This window comes from Paraburkholderia ferrariae NBRC 106233, from assembly GCF_000685035.1.
Lineage (GTDB): Bacteria > Pseudomonadota > Gammaproteobacteria > Burkholderiales > Burkholderiaceae > Paraburkholderia > Paraburkholderia ferrariae.
In genome coordinates this window covers 38,692-52,734 of record NZ_BAYB01000048.1, presented here as the reverse complement: position 1 = coordinate 52,734, position 14,043 = coordinate 38,692, and the positions used below count along the sequence as shown (strand labels likewise).

16 protein-coding genes are annotated in these 14,043 nt (G+C 68.5%); 5 read left to right on the top strand and 11 right to left on the bottom strand.

Features of this window, described 5'->3' with window-relative positions; all coding sequences use genetic code 11:
- Positions 1-199: 199 nt before the first annotated feature.
- The 7 genes from BFE01S_RS33490 to BFE01S_RS33460 all read right to left on the bottom strand — a co-directional run bounded on the left by BFE01S_RS33490 (position 200) and on the right by BFE01S_RS33460 (position 6,762).
- Complete coding sequence (locus tag BFE01S_RS33490; protein WP_028229246.1) at positions 200-754, bottom strand: phosphonate degradation HD-domain oxygenase; 555 nt, start codon at positions 752-754, stop codon at positions 200-202.
- Positions 755-829: 75 nt separating this feature from the next.
- Positions 830-1,441 (bottom strand): GntR family transcriptional regulator, encoded by a 612-nt coding sequence (locus BFE01S_RS41260; protein ID WP_245621264.1) that lies wholly within the window; start codon positions 1,439-1,441, stop codon positions 830-832.
- Between the two features lie 94 nt (positions 1,442-1,535).
- Positions 1,536-2,399 (bottom strand): 2-aminoethylphosphonate ABC transport system, membrane component PhnV, encoded by an 864-nt coding sequence (phnV, locus tag BFE01S_RS33480; RefSeq protein WP_028229245.1) that lies wholly within the window; start codon positions 2,397-2,399, stop codon positions 1,536-1,538.
- Positions 2,389-3,303: a 2-aminoethylphosphonate ABC transporter permease subunit gene (locus tag BFE01S_RS33475; RefSeq protein WP_028229244.1), complete on the bottom strand. Its 915-nt coding sequence runs from the start codon at positions 3,301-3,303 to the stop codon at positions 2,389-2,391. Before BFE01S_RS33475 ends, phnV begins: the two co-directional genes overlap by 11 nt.
- A complete protein-coding gene (gene phnT, locus BFE01S_RS33470) occupies positions 3,281-4,360 on the bottom strand; it encodes a 2-aminoethylphosphonate ABC transport system ATP-binding subunit PhnT (RefSeq protein ID WP_156967254.1) in 1,080 nt (359 codons plus the stop codon). The genes BFE01S_RS33475 and phnT overlap by 23 nt, the downstream gene beginning before the upstream one ends.
- A 105-nt stretch (positions 4,361-4,465) precedes the next feature.
- Positions 4,466-5,551: a 2-aminoethylphosphonate ABC transporter substrate-binding protein gene (gene phnS, locus BFE01S_RS33465; protein WP_028229242.1), complete on the bottom strand. Its 1,086-nt coding sequence runs from the start codon at positions 5,549-5,551 to the stop codon at positions 4,466-4,468.
- Positions 5,552-6,006: 455 nt separating this feature from the next.
- A complete protein-coding gene (locus BFE01S_RS33460; RefSeq protein WP_028229241.1) occupies positions 6,007-6,762 on the bottom strand; it encodes a DeoR/GlpR family DNA-binding transcription regulator in 756 nt (251 codons plus the stop codon).
- A 165-nt stretch (positions 6,763-6,927) separates the two neighbouring features.
- On the opposite strand from BFE01S_RS33460, the gene BFE01S_RS33455 reads away from it, so the two are divergent.
- Both BFE01S_RS33455 and BFE01S_RS41255 read left to right on the top strand, forming a co-directional pair.
- Positions 6,928-8,511, top strand: coding sequence for an ABC1 kinase family protein (locus BFE01S_RS33455; RefSeq protein WP_028229240.1), 1,584 nt, complete (start codon positions 6,928-6,930; stop codon positions 8,509-8,511).
- A gap of 161 nt (positions 8,512-8,672) precedes the next feature.
- Entirely contained in the window at positions 8,673-9,632 is a 960-nt protein-coding gene (locus BFE01S_RS41255; protein WP_084170374.1) for a DMT family transporter, read from the top strand.
- On the opposite strand, the gene BFE01S_RS33445 is transcribed toward BFE01S_RS41255, so the two are convergent.
- Positions 9,620-10,879, bottom strand: a complete 1,260-nt coding sequence (locus BFE01S_RS33445; RefSeq protein ID WP_245621262.1) for a L,D-transpeptidase — start codon at positions 10,877-10,879, stop codon at positions 9,620-9,622. The two genes, BFE01S_RS41255 and BFE01S_RS33445, sit on opposite strands and share 13 nt — an antisense overlap.
- Positions 10,880-11,057: 178 nt before the next feature.
- Between BFE01S_RS33445 and nadE the strand changes: the two genes are divergently transcribed.
- Positions 11,058-11,894, top strand: a complete 837-nt coding sequence (nadE, locus tag BFE01S_RS33435; RefSeq protein WP_028229238.1) for an ammonia-dependent NAD(+) synthetase — start codon at positions 11,058-11,060, stop codon at positions 11,892-11,894.
- A gap of 45 nt (positions 11,895-11,939) precedes the next feature.
- Here the strand turns inward: nadE and BFE01S_RS33430 are convergent, their stop codons facing one another.
- The 3 genes from BFE01S_RS33430 to BFE01S_RS41245 form a co-directional block, all read right to left on the bottom strand.
- Positions 11,940-12,203, bottom strand: a complete 264-nt coding sequence (locus BFE01S_RS33430) for an RNA-binding protein (protein ID WP_028229237.1) — start codon at positions 12,201-12,203, stop codon at positions 11,940-11,942.
- A gap of 72 nt (positions 12,204-12,275) precedes the next feature.
- Positions 12,276-12,407: a hypothetical protein gene (locus tag BFE01S_RS46330; protein ID WP_281177422.1), complete on the bottom strand. Its 132-nt coding sequence runs from the start codon at positions 12,405-12,407 to the stop codon at positions 12,276-12,278.
- A 118-nt stretch (positions 12,408-12,525) separates the two neighbouring features.
- Positions 12,526-13,059 carry a hypothetical protein gene (locus BFE01S_RS41245; RefSeq protein WP_245621261.1) on the bottom strand — a complete coding sequence of 178 codons (534 nt, stop codon included), beginning with the start codon at positions 13,057-13,059 and terminating at the stop codon, positions 12,526-12,528.
- On the opposite strand from BFE01S_RS41245, the gene BFE01S_RS44835 reads away from it, so the two are divergent.
- Both BFE01S_RS44835 and BFE01S_RS33415 read left to right on the top strand, forming a co-directional pair.
- Positions 13,058-13,420 (top strand): hypothetical protein, encoded by a 363-nt coding sequence (locus BFE01S_RS44835; protein ID WP_156967253.1) that lies wholly within the window; start codon positions 13,058-13,060, stop codon positions 13,418-13,420. The genes BFE01S_RS41245 and BFE01S_RS44835 overlap by 2 nt on opposite strands.
- A 63-nt stretch (positions 13,421-13,483) precedes the next feature.
- Positions 13,484-13,999, top strand: coding sequence for a DUF1993 domain-containing protein (locus tag BFE01S_RS33415; protein WP_028229236.1), 516 nt, complete (start codon positions 13,484-13,486; stop codon positions 13,997-13,999).
- The last annotated feature ends 44 nt before the right edge of the window (positions 14,000-14,043 follow it).

Below are 14,043 nucleotides of genomic sequence, written 5' to 3'. Positions count from 1 at the left end.
CCGCCCGCAGACTCAAGCCCCACAAGGTTTCCCGGGGGGCTTCCCGTCTCCCCGCGCTCTCAAGGAAAGCGCGAAAGACCGGCATTCTAGAGATCCGCTTCCGTTCTGGCAAGCGGTTTTTTGACAAGGTCATGTCAGGCCCCGAACGGAACCCGGAAGAGGCGTCGATCCGGCCTCGCCGGATCGACGTAATCCGCCTTCAGCCGCGGCGCAGCATCACGCGCTCGACAATATGCAGGTAGTGATTGAGATCGGGCGTCGGCTTGCCTGCCACTTTCGCGAGATCGTCCCAGCGGCGCAGGCGCACCGCGTCTTCGGCGAACGGGCGCTGCGCAAACTCGCGGGCCTGTTCGTCATCGAAAATGCCGCCCTGCAGTTCGAGACTGCGGACCGAATCCGCGGAGAGGCGGCCGAAATAGGCTGCGTCGGTCGCGCACAGATAGCGCTTCGCATCCACGTGGAGTTTGATCGGCTCCAGCACGCTGTCCGGCAGCACCGGACGCAGGAACGGCAGCGCGTAGTACTGGTGGAGGTCGTCGATGCCGCGCTCGGTCGGTGTCTCGCCCTGGCGATTCAGCAGGTGCCCCAGGTCGTGCAGGAACGCCGCCGCCACGAGCTCCTCGCTCGCGCCCTCTTCTTCTGCCAGCGCGCCGCTTTGCAGCGCATGCTCCAGCTGCGTGACGGGTTCGCCGCTATACGCAACCGCGCCGAAGCTGTCGAACAGCCCCTTAATATCCGCCAGACTCAGTGCCATCCTTTCCTGCTCCTTGTTTCAAGCGGAGCCCGCGCGCCTCCGCTTGCTGCCTCGAACCTTGCGGCACGCGCCGCGTCAGATTCCCTGCCCACGCATCAGCGCGGCCGCCTCGTCGGCGTCGCGCGAGGCCAGCGCGTTGAGAATCGCGCGGCACACGCCATACGATACGTCCATCGCGCCAAGCTCAAGCTGCCCCACCCCCGCCAGACGCAGCTCGCTCACGCAGCGCCGCCAGGCCTCGTGCAGCTTGCCGTTGCCCGCGGCCGCCATGAGCGCATCGCGAAACGCTTCGCGCGCCCCTGCGCAGCCGTCGCGATCCGCCGCGGCCAGCGCGTCGCGCATCGCATCGAGCCTTTCGCGCAACACCGCCACCTGCGCGGCGTCGATCTGCGCCGCCAGCATCCGGCACGCCGCCTCTTCCAGCACCGCGCGCAACACGCCCAATTCTTCCGCCTCGGCGCCCGAGACGCTGCGCACGAACACGCCGCGATGCTTCTCGTTGCGCACGAGCCCCGCCTGTTCCAGCGCCCGGAACGCCTCGCGTACCGGGCCCCGCGAAACCTGCAGGCGTGCGGCCCAGTCTGCTTCGTTCAGCTTGTCGCCCGGGGCAAGCAACCCGGCCGCGATACGGCGCTCGATCTCGTCGCGCACCAGTCCGGTCAGCGAATGCTGGCGCACGAGCGCGATCGGCGTGACGGCTGCGTAGCCGCTCGCCGTCGCGCCGTCCGCCTCTTCGGCGACGTGCCGGCCTGCCGAAGCGGCCGGCACGCGCCCCCCGGCTTCAATCCGCACGGCGCTTGGGCGCCTGCGCCGCGATCAGCAGCAGCGCGACCAGCGAAACGATGAGCAGGATCAGCGACAGCGCCGAAGCCGGCAGGTAATAGCCGCGCTCGACGGCACCCACCACGACGATCGGCACCGTAGCGAAGCCCGGCGGATACACCGTGAGCGTCGCGCCCAGTTCGCCGAGCGAGAGCGCGAAGCCCAGCGCCAGACTCGCGCGGATCGCCGGCACGAGCTGGGGCAGCACCACGCGGCGCAGCACCATCGCGGGCGGCGCACCGAGGCTCGCCGCCGCTTCGCGCAGGATGGTCAGCTCGGGGCGCAGCGCGGCCGACGCGCAGCGGTAGCAGAACGGCAGCACCAGCGCGAGCTGCACCAGCACCACAATCGCAGCCGAGCCGGACAGATCGAGCGGCGCCTTGTGATAAGCGATCAGGACAGCGAGACCGAGCACGACGCTCGGCACGCCATTGGGCACCATCGCGAGCGTATCGACCACGGCGCCCAGGCCCCGGCGGTCGCGCCCTTCGAGCGCGAGCGCGAGCCACAGGCCGAGCGCCGTGCCGAGCACCGCCACGCCGAAGCCGATTTCGAAGCTCGTGACGAGCGCGTCGAAGTCGCTCGATCCGAGGCGTTCGAACCAGCGCATGCTGTAGCCGTCGGGCAGGATCGTGCCGGACCAGTGCGAGGCGACGCTCGACAGCGCCACGACGATCACCGGCAGCACGAACAGCCAGAAGCAGACGAGCGCGGCGAAACCGAGCAGCGCGCCGCCTGCGATGCGCGCGGCGAGACTGCGCTCGACCGGGCGCGCGCGCGGATGCAGCGGCGGCAGCGCGATGCGATCGGGATTAGCGGCCATTGCGAGCGCCTCCTTGAGTGCGGCGGTTCACGCGCCGGTACAACGCATAGAGCGAGAGCGACATGGCAAGCATCACGACGGCGCCGGCGGCGGCGGTCGGCAGGTCCAGATCGACGGTTGCCGAGCTGTAGATCGCCACGGGCAGCGTAACGAGGTGCGCGCTGCCGAGCACGAGCAAAATACCGAACTCGTTGAACGTCAGCAGGAAACACAGGATCGTGCCGGCGGCGATACCGGGCCACGCGAGCGGCAGGATCACGCGCGCGGCGACCATCCACGTGTTCGCGCCGAGGCTGCGCGCCGCTTCGATCAGGCGCATGTCGAGGAGCGCGAACGCGGCGAGCGTCGGACGCACGACGAACGGCGCGTAGAACACCACTTCCGCGAGAATCACGCCGCCCATGCCGAACAGGAAGTCGAGCGGCGGCGCCTGCAGATGGAAAAGCCGTTGCAGCCCGATGCTCACCGAGCCCTGCGAGCCGTACAGGAAGATCAGCGTGAACGCGACGAGAAACGACGGAAACGCCACGAACAGTTCGAGAAAACGCGTCACGAGCCGTGCGCCCGGGAACGGCTTGAAGAACAGGATCGCGGCCAGCGCCACGCCGAGCACGGACGCGAGGCCCGCGCTCACGCACAGGATCCACAGCGTCGTGCCGATCACGCCGCGCGAGTCGGGATTGCTGAAGAACGCCGTGTAGGCGCTCAAGCTCAGGCCGTGCGCGCCCGTGAGGCTCAGCAGCACGAGGCGCGCGAGCGGATAAACGACGATCGGCCCGAGCACGAATACGAGCAGGAAGGCGATGTGCCACTGCGCGCGGCGCTCGCGGCGGCGCACGGCGGCCGCGTGCGCGTCGGCGCCCGCCAGCGGGAGCGCGGAATCAGGGGTTGATAAGGACGACATCTTCCGCCTCGTAACGCAGGGACACGCGCATGCCTTTTTCCGGCGTCATGCCGTGGCCGCGCTGCAGGGTGACCAGCACCGGTTCGTTCGGCATCGCGTCGAGCACGACCGGCACGGAAAGCACCGAGCCGTACCATTCGACCGATTCGATCGTGCCGTGCAGCGCGCCCTCGCCGAGCGGCACGATGCGCAGGCTTTCCGGACGCAGGCAGGCGAGCTTGTCGCGCACGTCGTGGCGCGCGTCGCCCACCGGGAACGCGACGTTCGGCGGCAGCAGGTTCGCGGCGCCCAGATAGCGCGCGACATAGGCGTCGTTGGGCGCGTCGTAGAGTTCCTGCGGCGTGCCGAGCTGGGCGATGTGGCCGTCGCGCATGAGCAGCGTGCGGTCGGAGAGCACCAGCGCGTCGTCCTGATCGTGCGTCACGCAGACAATCGTGAGATCGGGCAGGCGCTCGTGCAGCGCCTTGAGTTCGGAGCGCACCGAAGCGCGCAGATTGGCGTCGAGCGCCGAGAGCGGCTCGTCGAGCAGCAGCACGTCCGGCTCGATCACGAGCGCGCGCGCGAGCGCCACGCGCTGCTGCATGCCGCCCGAGAGCTGCGCGGGCATGACGTGGCCCGCGTCGCCGAGCTGCACGAGCTTGAGCGCGTCGGCCACGCGCCGCGCGATGTCGCGCGACGGCACGCCACGCGCCTTGAGCCCGAACGCGACGTTCTCGAACACCGAGAGGTGCGGGAACAGCGCGTAGCTCTGAAAGAGGAGGCCCAGGTTGCGCCGGTGCGGCGGCACGTGGGTCAGGTCGCGGCCCGCTACGCGGAGCGAACCGGCGAGTCCATCGGCTTCGACGAACCCGGCGATGAAACGCAGCAGCGTGGTCTTGCCGCAGCCGCTGCGGCCGAGCACGGTCAGCAGTTCGCCGCGGCGGATCGTGAGCGACAGATCGTCGAGGACGGTGCGGGTGCCGAAACGGACGCTCAGATGATCGATCTGCACGCCCGCGGCGCCCGCGGTTTCCATGGCGCCCGTGATGCCGGACACGTCCGGCAGGGCGCGGGCCATGCCGGCCGGCGAGAGGCTTGCGGTATTCACCGGGTTCATCTCCTGTCGACCGGAGTCAGTGCGCGAGCACCGGCTCCGGTCCTATGCAAAGCAAAACTCAAACGCTTATTGCGGCTTGACGACTTCGATTTCCTTGCCCGATGCGCCGATCACGTCGTTCTTCCAGCGCGCCGTCCAGTCGGCCTTCTTCGCCATCACCTGGTTCCAGTCCACCGGAATCAGCTTCACGCCGGCGATCGCCTGCTTGACCGCTTCGCCGTTCTTGCCCGCGAGCGCCACGTCCGTGCGGGCCGGGATGCCGAAGATATCCGGCACCTTCGACTGCACTTCCTTCGACATCAGGTAGTCGATCAGCTTCTTGCCTTCCGCCTGATTCGGGCCGCCCTTGATCAGGCCGATCGCGTACGGCAGCTGGAACGTGGTGGGATGGCCGCCGGCATCGGCTGCGAGGAAGATCGGCTTGAGCGAGAGGCCGCCGTTGGCCGCGTCGTCGAGGTCCATCTGCAGGTCGCCGTTGGCCACCGCGATTTCGTTGCGCGAGAGCAGCACGTCGAGGTAGCCCGTGCCCTTCGTGTGGAACCTGGCGCTCTGCTCGAGCTTCTTCAGGTAGTCGAACGCCTTGTCTTCGCCCATCAGCGAGGTCGTGAGGATGATCACGGCCATGCCGTCGCCGGCCGTGGCCGGGTTCGAGTACGCGACCTTGCCCGAGTAGTCCGGCTGCAGCAGGTCGGCAAACGTCTTCGGCTGATTCTTCACGACGTCCGGGTTGATCGCGAACGAGAAGTAGTTGTTCACGAACGTGGCCCACGAGCCGTCGGCCGCCTTGGCGATCCCCGGCACGTTCTTGTAGTTCACGCTCTGGTACGGCTGCAGCAGGCCGCTTTGCTGGGCTTGCTGGATGAACGGCGGCAGCGTCACGAGGACGTCGGCCTTGGGCGAATCCTTCTCGACGTTGGCGCGGTTCACCACTTCGCCGCTGCCCGCCGTCACGATGTTCACCTTGACGCCTTCCTTCTTCTCGAAGGCCGGCAGCACGTCGCGGTAGAGATTTTCGAGGCCGTCGGCGGTGTAGAGCACGACTGCGTCGGCAGCGTGGGCGCTCAGCGCGAAGCCTTCCAGCATCATCGCGGCGGCCAGCATCGGCAGCAGCTTGCGTGCGAAACCCGCGCGATGGGAATTCGTGTGGTTCATGTCACTCTCCGAAGGCAAAAACCAGGTTGCTCGGGGATACCCGATGCGTGTGTGATCGAACGTCGGCGGCTGACCATGCCGCCTGCTTTTCCCGTCCGGTGCCGCCCACGGATTGCAGATTGTCTGCAATCCTCCGGTTGCGGCCTAAAAACGAGGGCTCGCACGAGGCGCGGGGATGCAGTCCGCCTGGCGTGCCAGCCCCGTCTGAACGGGCACCGGAAGAATCACAGATTTCCGTGACAGCGCCGTGACGATGATGGTGGATGGCAAAAAATTCCACAAATCGCCAAAAAAATACATAACGCCCGGCGCGCTTCGGCAGCGCGTTCAAACCGTTTTAGACGAAGAAAGCGAAGAGGGTGTGGCAACGCCGCGAATCGTGCAAACGCGCGAACGCGCCGTGCAAAGCGGCAGCGGCGGCCTCCGGACCGGCGCCCGGGCCTGTCGCTGCCGGGTCAGGCGACCAGCAGTTCCGGCCCGCGGGCCGCGATGGCACGCGCCACCGATTTTTCGGGCGCGAGTTCGGTGATGACGTAGCGCGCGCGCTCGAAACCGTTGATGCGCACGGGCGTCACGCGCCCGAACTTCGAATGGTCCGCCACGACGATCGCGCAGCCCGTGGCGAGGAGCATGCGGCTGCGCACCTCGGCCACCATGCGCGAGTAGTCGGTCAGCCAGCCGTCGACGCTGATGCCGCCCGCGCCGACGAAGGCGTAGTCGGCGTGATATTGCCCAAGCTGCTGCACGGTATCGAGGCCGAAGGTGGCCTCTTCCTGGTCGGAGAGCTCGCCGCCCAGCAGCGTCACGCGGTTCTCGTTGCGGCGCCCGAGCAGCAGCGCGATGCGCCAGTCGTTCGTATAGACGGTCAGCCGGTGGCGGTCGGTGAGCGCGCGCGCCACGGCATGAGTCGTGCTGCCCGAGTCGAGGATGACCGAGGCGCCGTCGGGCACGAACTCGGCAGCACGCTCGCCGATGGCGCGCTTGGCGCTCGCATTCGCGGCTTCGCGCGTGTCGAGGTCGGGCTCGCGGCGGTCGCTGGAAAGCGCGCCGCCATGGGTCGTGATGAGCAGGCCGCGCGCGGCGAGCGTATTGAGGTCGCGCCGGATGGTCTCGCGCGACACATGCAGTTCGCGCACGAGCTCGGCCACCGAGAGCGCGCCATTCCGGTTCACTTGCGAGAGGATGTATTGATGACGTTGTTCTGCGAGCATCTCGATGAGCGCCGGGCGCGGGTGAGTTCGGAAAGGCCGCCGTATTGTATTACGTGTATTACGCACGGCCATCGTTATTACGTGTGGCCAGCCGACCCGCATCCCTGCTACTCTCGCCTGTGCCGCGCCCCGCGTGCGGCATGGATCTGGTAGACGGCTGCATCGATGCGCTCAACATTCCGACAACTCCGGCTCCTCTTTTGTGTGCTGCGTTACGGCGCCAGGCTGCTCTGGCTCGCAGCGCCCGAACACCACAAGCTGCACTGGCTCCTCACGCTCGCCACGCGCCTGCGCGACGACGAGCGCTTTGCGTCGAGCCTGCACGGCGCGCTGCCCCGGCTCGCACCGGTTGCCGCGGCGTTCGCGCAGGTGCTGGGCGAGCGGCCCGAACTCGCCGCCGCCACGCTGCACGACGCCATCGACGCGCTGGAGCGCCTCGAAACCCCGCTCGCGCCCGATGCGCTCGAACGCACCCTGCACGCCGCGCTCGGCAAGCCGCCGAAGACGCTGCTCTCGTGGATCGACCCGGTGCCCTGCCACCACGGCTGGTGCGAACAGACGCACATCGCCCGCCTCGCGCTGCCCGTGAACGGCCATCAGATGCTGACGCTGCGCGTGCTGCGCGCCGACCACACCGAAGCCGTGGACGACGAAGCCGCGCTCCTGTGCAACGTCGCGCGCTGGGTGGAGCGCTTCTCGCCCACGGCGCGCAAGTTGCAATTGCGCAAGCTCGCGCTGGCGCTGCGCGAAGACCTCCAGCGCCGCTTCGACCTGCGCGCGCAGGCCGCCAATCTGAGCCAGGCCGGCCACCATCTCGCCGACAACCCGCGCATCGTCGTCCCCGACGTGATCTGGGACCTGTGCACGCCCCATACGCTCGCGGTCCAGCACCTCGACACCGTGCCCGCCACCGATCTCGTCGCGCTCGCCGAGCACCGCATCAACGTGACGCGGGTGGCCGCGCATCTGATCGAAGTGGTCACGCAGCAAGCGTTCGAGCACGGCTTCTTCCACGCGGCGCTCGACGCGCGGCGCGTGGCCGTCAGCGTGGAGCCGGACACGCACGGGCGTCTCGTGCTGGCCGCCTCCGCGCTGATGACGAGCCTTTCCTCGCCCGAGCGCGAGTTCTTCGTGCACGGCGCCACGGCGCTGTTCCAGCAGGACTACGCTCGCCTCGCAGCGCTGCATCACGCCGCCGGCAACGTGCCGGGGCACGCGCGCACCGAGCAGATCGAAGCCGAACTGCGCACGCGCAGCGAAGCGCATTTCGCCGACGGCGTCGATACCCGCAGCGCGGGCGCGCTCTTTCATCAGTTGCTGCATGCGGTGCAGCCATTCGGCGGCGACGTGTCGCCGCGACTCGTGGCGGCGCAGCGCGCGTTCGGCCAGGCGGAAGCGCTTGCGCGCGAGATCCATCCCGGCGTCGATGCCTGGAGCATTGCCGAGCGCACGCTCGCCGGCATCGCGCAGCGCGACCTCGATCATCGCGGCTGGATCCGGCGGCTTTCGCAGGAGTTGCCTCACCTCGCCCAGGTGGCGCCGCGCGTGCCGCAACTGCTCTTCCACTTCCTGCAACACCACGCCGGCGTGCGGCAGGGCCATCCCGCTACAGCCACCGCGCTGCACGCCGGTGCGGGGAGCCTTGCCGAAGCGTTGCGCAAAGAGCACCGGCGCACGCGCACTCTGTTGATCGCCTGCGGAGTGTGCGGCGTGGTGCTGGGCGCCGCAGCGATGTGGCTGGGCCGCTGAGCGCTCGCCCCTTCATTCGCTTTCATGCACCGAAGCCAGCGCATCGGCCCTCGGCCCCGGTGCAGTCCTGAACAAGACCCGTTACAGCCGGCGCGCGATACTGCACGCCTGCCATTCCGCGTCAGCCGCGTGGGCCCGAAGCCCAGCCGCAACCCATACCGATGCTTGCCACTTTCGCTCCCGCCCTCTTCGTCGTCCTGTGGTCGACGGGATTCGTCGTCGCCCGCGCCATCGCGCCCTACGCCGATCCCAACCTGTTCCTGCTCGCCCGCTTCGCCGGCACCGCCCTGCTGTTCGCGGCCGTCGCACTGATCGCACGCGCGCCATGGCCGCGCGGACGCGAGCTCGGCAAGCATCTCTTCGCGGGCGCGCTGCTGCAGGGAATCTATCTGGGCGCAGGCTACTGGGCCGTCGCACAAGGGCTGAGCGCCGGCGTGATGGCATTGCTCGGCGCGCTCCAGCCGCTCCTCACCGCCGCGTTCGCCGCGCGGCTCTTCGGCGAGCGGCTCTCGGCGCGCCGCTGGACGGGCATGGCCCTCGGCCTCGCCGGTGTCGTGCTCGTGCTGATGCCGAAACTGCACGCGGCGCTCCATGGCACGCACGCACCGGGCCATGCAAATCCGCTGCTGGTGGTGATCGTGGCGGTGGCGGCGGTCGGCTCGATCACGGCGGGCACGCTCTATCAGAAGACCTCGCTCGCCCAGGCCGATATCCGTTCAGCAAGCGCCGTGCAGAACGCGGGCGCGGCGCTGGTGGCCGCACTGCTCGCCGCGGTGCTGGGCGAAACGCGCTGGATCGCCACGGCGACGCTCTGGGTATCGCTTGCGTGGGGGATCGTGATGCTGTCCGGCGCGGGCGTGACGCTGCTGGTATGGATGGTCCGCCACGGCGACGCCGCGCGCGCCACCGCGCTGCTCTTTCTTGCGCCGCCGCTCGCGGCACTCGAAAGCTGGCTGCTGTTTGGCGAGACGCTGGCCCCGCTGCAGATCGCGGGCTTCGGCGTGGCGCTGGCCGGGGTGCTGCTCGCGCGGCGCGCCCCGGCGGGACAGGCACCGGGAGCACCGGGAGGGCCGGTGGCACCCGGGGCGCCTGCCAAACCGCCTCGCCGTCAGTCGGCCTGATCGCCGCCGGCCGGCACCTTCGCGTGCGCCTTGCTGCCGGGCGCGGGCGACCACGCGGGGCGCGTCTTGCGCTCCGAATCGATCACCACGATAAAGCGTCCCGCCCAGGGCGTGGCCTTCCGGTCCGACTTCAGCACCCACAGCGACTTGCCGGACGCGACGAGCGCTTCGTATTCGGCGTCGATGATGCCGTTGTGATCGATGAACGCATTCAGCGAGGCCGGAATCCGCACGCAGCCCTTCGAATGGCGGATGCCGAGGAGCGGCTCGAGCCGGTCGGGGTCGGTCGCGTGCATCTGGAAGCGCATCTGCGAATAGCCGCCCTTGCCCCAGCCCCGCTCGCCGTTCACCCAGCCCAGATCGTAGATGCGCATGTCGCGCTTGCCGTAGCCGCGTATGCCGTTCTCGTTCATCGTGCCTTCCGCGCGGAAGTCCATGTTGTCGGGCGTGTGCTCGAAAACGCCGAGCGGCGTGAGGAAGTGATCGAATTCGCCGGGCCGCCCGGTGGCAACCGGCGACGCGCCGATCATCTGCCACGGCTGCCCGGCCTGGGCGCGGAAGTAGAGGAAGAGCGCCTGGACGTTCGCGGCGCGGTCCACGAGGATCACGTATTCGCCCGCCAGCTCGCCCAGGTTTTCCGCTTCGAGCGCGGTCTGGAGGCGCTCGCCATAGGCACGCTGATCCGCGGGCGGCACGTGCAGGCGGCGCGTGACCTCGCGCGCGAAGACGGTGCGCATTTCGAGGGCGTCGCGCGTTTCCTCGGCGGCCTGCTCGGGGGTGAGGCTTGGGTGCTCAGGCAACGCGAGCACCTTGGGCTCCGATGCGCCGGTGGCGGCGGAGGCGGCCGACGAGGCGGAGGCCGCTGGAGCTGCCGATGGTATTGACGTCGAAGCGGCAGCCGATGCCGTGCCGCCGGAGACGGCCGAAGCCGCTGACGCATGCGTGACCGAAGCCGCCGAAGGCACCGAAGCCGCCGCCGCATGCACGGCCCCGGACGCCACGTGCGCCGCCGAAGCCGAAGCCGAAGCCGAAGCCGGCACAGCATCGGCAGCCCATGCGGGGTTCGCCGCCCATCCGGCACACGCGGCAGCCACGGCACACAGTGCGAGGCCGAGCGCGCGGCCGGTGCGCAGCAAGGGCCAGCGCGCCGTGCCATGATGGAAGCCATGCAAGGTGCCGCCCCGTGCGGCCGTCTGCGCGCCTGCGCCCGATCGATGCGAAAAGCGACGCGAATTCGTGTTGTTCATCGTAAGTCCGACCTGATGATGTGCATTGTTGGTCTGGAAGGGTCGAGACAACCGCGGGCCGCGCAAGCGATCGTCCTGTCCCGCCGGACGGTGCCCCGACACGCGATTCCCCCGCCATTAAACCAGACAATGCGCGGCGCACCCGCCTGCGCCGTGCAACCCGCGCCACGGAGAACCGATGGAAACGCCCCGCCTCGCCCCCCGCCAGCCCGCCATTGCCGCAGAACTGGGCGTGACGTCCCACTTCGACATCGACACCGAAATCGCGCGCCGCATCGATTTCCTGTGCACGCACCTGCGCACGAGCGGATTGCGCGCGTTCGTGCTCGGCATCAGCGGCGGCGTCGATTCCTCGGTGGCGGGCCGGCTGGCTCAACTGGCCGTTGAGCGATCGCGCAACGCGGGCCACGCGGCGCGCTTCGTCGCGATGCGCCTGCCCTACGGCGTGCAGCACGACGAAGCCGACGCCCAGGCGGCGCTCGCCTTCGTGCGCCCGGACGAAACGCTCACCGTCGATATCCGCCCTGCCGCCGACGCGATGCTCGCCGCGCTGCACGCCGGCGGCCTGGCGTTCGATCACGCGGCGCACCAGGACTTCGTGCTCGGCAACGTGAAAGCGCGGCAGCGCATGATTGCGCAGTACGCGGCGGCCGGCGCGCGCGCGGGCCTCGTGATCGGCACGGATCACGCGGCGGAGTCGCTGATGGGGTTCTTCACGAAATTCGGCGACGGCGGCGCGGACCTGCTCCCGCTCGCGGGCCTGACCAAGCGCCGGGTGCGCGCACTAGCGCTCGCGTTAGGCGCGCCCGTGCGGCTCGCCAGCAAGACACCGACCGCCGATCTGGAGACACTGCGCCCGCAGCACCCGGACGAGGCCGCGTACGGCGTGACCTACGAGGAAATCGACGACTTTCTGGAGGGCAAGCCTGTGAGCGCGGCGGCGCGCGCCACGATCATGCGCTTTTACGAAGCGACGCATCACAAGCGCGCGCTGCCCTACGTGCCGGCGCCCTGAAGCAGCACGACGACGCGAACGACGCAAACAAGAAACGATGGGAAGTTACGGCTGGGGCGCTTCGCCGTCGAACGGCATGGCGCTGACCTGGAGCGGCACGCCGGCCAGGTGCCGGCCTTGCAGCTCGCGCGCGACGGCCTCGGCAACATAGGGCACGTCGGCGTGCAGTTCGATATCGGCATGCGCGTTGGGCGTGCCGACGTCGTAGACGGTCACGTCTTTCGCGTAGTGTCCCAGTTCGTGCGTGAAGAAGTCGCGGACTTCCTGCTCGCTGCAGGTCTCGGGGACATTCCAGACGGTGATGTGCATGGCGGGCTACCGGGAGATCACGACCGAGGGCAACGAGCGCGAATAAATGCCAGGAACAAGTGCAAAGAACGATTACCGCGGATAACGCGTGCGGTTCGTGCGCACGCGAACGGGTTGCAGGCTGGCACGCGAGCGTGCGCGAGTCCACGCCACCTGACCGAGCAACGCTGCGGCAACGAGCAGCAAAACGGTGGACGCGATCATTTCACCTCTCCTTCTCTTTGACTGATGTCAGGATAGTCTTAATTCGTGACTGTTGCGCTGCGACATATTGCCTTCGGAACGCCGCATGCAATCGACGTGCCCGCGCGCAGTCGGCCGCTCAGGAACCGTCATCGCTCGCCGCCGTGAGGTCGGCCGCGGCGCTGGCGCCGCAGGCCATGCGGGTCAGCCGGCCGTACTCGCGCACCCAGTCGCCGGCAATCGCGGCCCGGGCCTCGGCCAGCGTCATCTGGCCCGCGCAGACGCAACGCTTGAGCCGCACGGTGAGGAGCGCCTTGCGACGCTCGCCATCGTGGCCGCCCCAAGGAAGCAGGTCGTAGTTGGCGGTCGCATCTGGCGAGCCGCCGAGCACGATGGGCACGCGGCGGTCGAGCGCATACTCCACGCCGTCGTCGGCGTCGATGCCGCGCTGCGCGAGCAGCCGGTCCTTCAGTGCCATGGCCTGGTCGAACGGCGGCGCGACGGTGTCGGCATAGCCCGGGCGGCAAATCGTTTCGCTCACCGACTGCTGGGTCACGCGCGAATCGAGCAACTGCGGATCCTGCGCGGCGGCGGTAGCGTGATACAGGCCGCCGGCCGCGGCGAGCACGAGCGGGGCGACGCGCCGCGCGGGACGAGCCAGAACCGCTGCCATGCGACGCGCGATGCGGCGTCTTTCTGCCTTTTCTGCGTTCATGGATAGGCGCACCACGGGAAGCGATGCGAAATGGATGGTCAACGCCGGATTATTAAAACACATCCGAAATTCGTCGTGGCGTTTGGCGCGCCATTTAATCGATTCCGGCCATCCGTTCGGCGCGCTCCGTCTCACGTTGACCGCGCGGCGCCCGACCCTGTCACGCTTGCGACATATTTCGCAAGTTTGCGTCTGTACATACGGAATTTTTGATTCGGAATGCCAGGAAATTTCAGGGAAACCCGACAGGGCCAGCGAGGAAGTGTCTCGCCGCATCGGCCATCCGGCCAATGGCGGCGGCCCGACCGATAGCGCATAATGAGCCGCCAGTCAGCGCCCGTCCGGGGCGCGGCTCGCCCATTCGAAGAAATGAGGAATTCCCATGTCCATCACCATGTATCAAGCCTCGGTGCCCGTTCTGATCCGCGGCCTCGCCAATCTGCAGACCATCATCGGCAAGGCCCAGGCGCACGCCGCCGAAAAACAGATCGACCCGTCCGTGTTCACCGGCGCACGGCTCTTCCCCGACATGCTGCCGCTCACGCGCCAGATCCATATCGCCACGGATACCGCCAAGGGATGCGCCGCGCGTCTCGCGGCCGTGGAAGCGCCGAAGTTCGACGACGTCGAGGTGACGTTCGACGAACTGCATGAGCGCGTGCAGAAAACCATCGACTACCTGAAGACCTTCAAGCCCGAGCAGATCGACGGCTCGGAAGAGCGCAGCATCACGCTCAAGATGCGCACCGGCCCGATCGAGTTCACCGGCGTGAACTATCTGCTGGCGTTCGTGCTGCCGAACTTCTACTTCCACGTCACCACGGCCTACGACATCCTGCGCCACAACGGCGTCGAGCTCGGCAAGCTCGACTACCTCGGCCGCCCGTCGAACGGTTAAGCGCCTGCGGCATCGCACCCGCACGGCGGCGGCGGCACGGTGCC

Excerpts from the sequence above, each read along its gene's own strand:
- BFE01S_RS33430 (WP_028229237.1), bottom strand. The coding sequence starts at position 12,203 with ATGCACATCACCGTCTGGAATGTCCCCGAGACCTGCAGCGAGCAGGAA.
- BFE01S_RS41255 (WP_084170374.1), top strand. The coding sequence starts at position 8,673 with ATGCTTGCCACTTTCGCTCCCGCCCTCTTCGTCGTCCTGTGGTCGACG.
- BFE01S_RS33475 (WP_028229244.1), bottom strand. The coding sequence starts at position 3,303 with ATGTCGTCCTTATCAACCCCTGATTCCGCGCTCCCGCTGGCGGGCGCC.
- BFE01S_RS33455 (WP_028229240.1), top strand. The coding sequence starts at position 6,928 with ATGCGCTCAACATTCCGACAACTCCGGCTCCTCTTTTGTGTGCTGCGT.
- BFE01S_RS44835 (WP_156967253.1), top strand. The coding sequence starts at position 13,058 with ATGCGACGCGCGATGCGGCGTCTTTCTGCCTTTTCTGCGTTCATGGAT.
- phnV (WP_028229245.1), bottom strand. The coding sequence starts at position 2,399 with ATGGCCGCTAATCCCGATCGCATCGCGCTGCCGCCGCTGCATCCGCGC.
- BFE01S_RS46330 (WP_281177422.1), bottom strand. The coding sequence starts at position 12,407 with ATGATCGCGTCCACCGTTTTGCTGCTCGTTGCCGCAGCGTTGCTCGGT.
- BFE01S_RS33460 (WP_028229241.1), bottom strand. The coding sequence starts at position 6,762 with ATGCTCGCAGAACAACGTCATCAATACATCCTCTCGCAAGTGAACCGG.
- BFE01S_RS33490 (WP_028229246.1), bottom strand. The coding sequence starts at position 754 with ATGGCACTGAGTCTGGCGGATATTAAGGGGCTGTTCGACAGCTTCGGC.
- BFE01S_RS33415 (WP_028229236.1), top strand. The coding sequence starts at position 13,484 with ATGTCCATCACCATGTATCAAGCCTCGGTGCCCGTTCTGATCCGCGGC.
- nadE (WP_028229238.1), top strand. The coding sequence starts at position 11,058 with ATGGAAACGCCCCGCCTCGCCCCCCGCCAGCCCGCCATTGCCGCAGAA.
- BFE01S_RS33445 (WP_245621262.1), bottom strand. The coding sequence starts at position 10,879 with ATGAACAACACGAATTCGCGTCGCTTTTCGCATCGATCGGGCGCAGGC.
- phnT (WP_156967254.1), bottom strand. The coding sequence starts at position 4,360 with ATGGCCCGCGCCCTGCCGGACGTGTCCGGCATCACGGGCGCCATGGAA.
- BFE01S_RS41245 (WP_245621261.1), bottom strand. The coding sequence starts at position 13,059 with ATGGCAGCGGTTCTGGCTCGTCCCGCGCGGCGCGTCGCCCCGCTCGTG.
- phnS (WP_028229242.1), bottom strand. The coding sequence starts at position 5,551 with ATGAACCACACGAATTCCCATCGCGCGGGTTTCGCACGCAAGCTGCTG.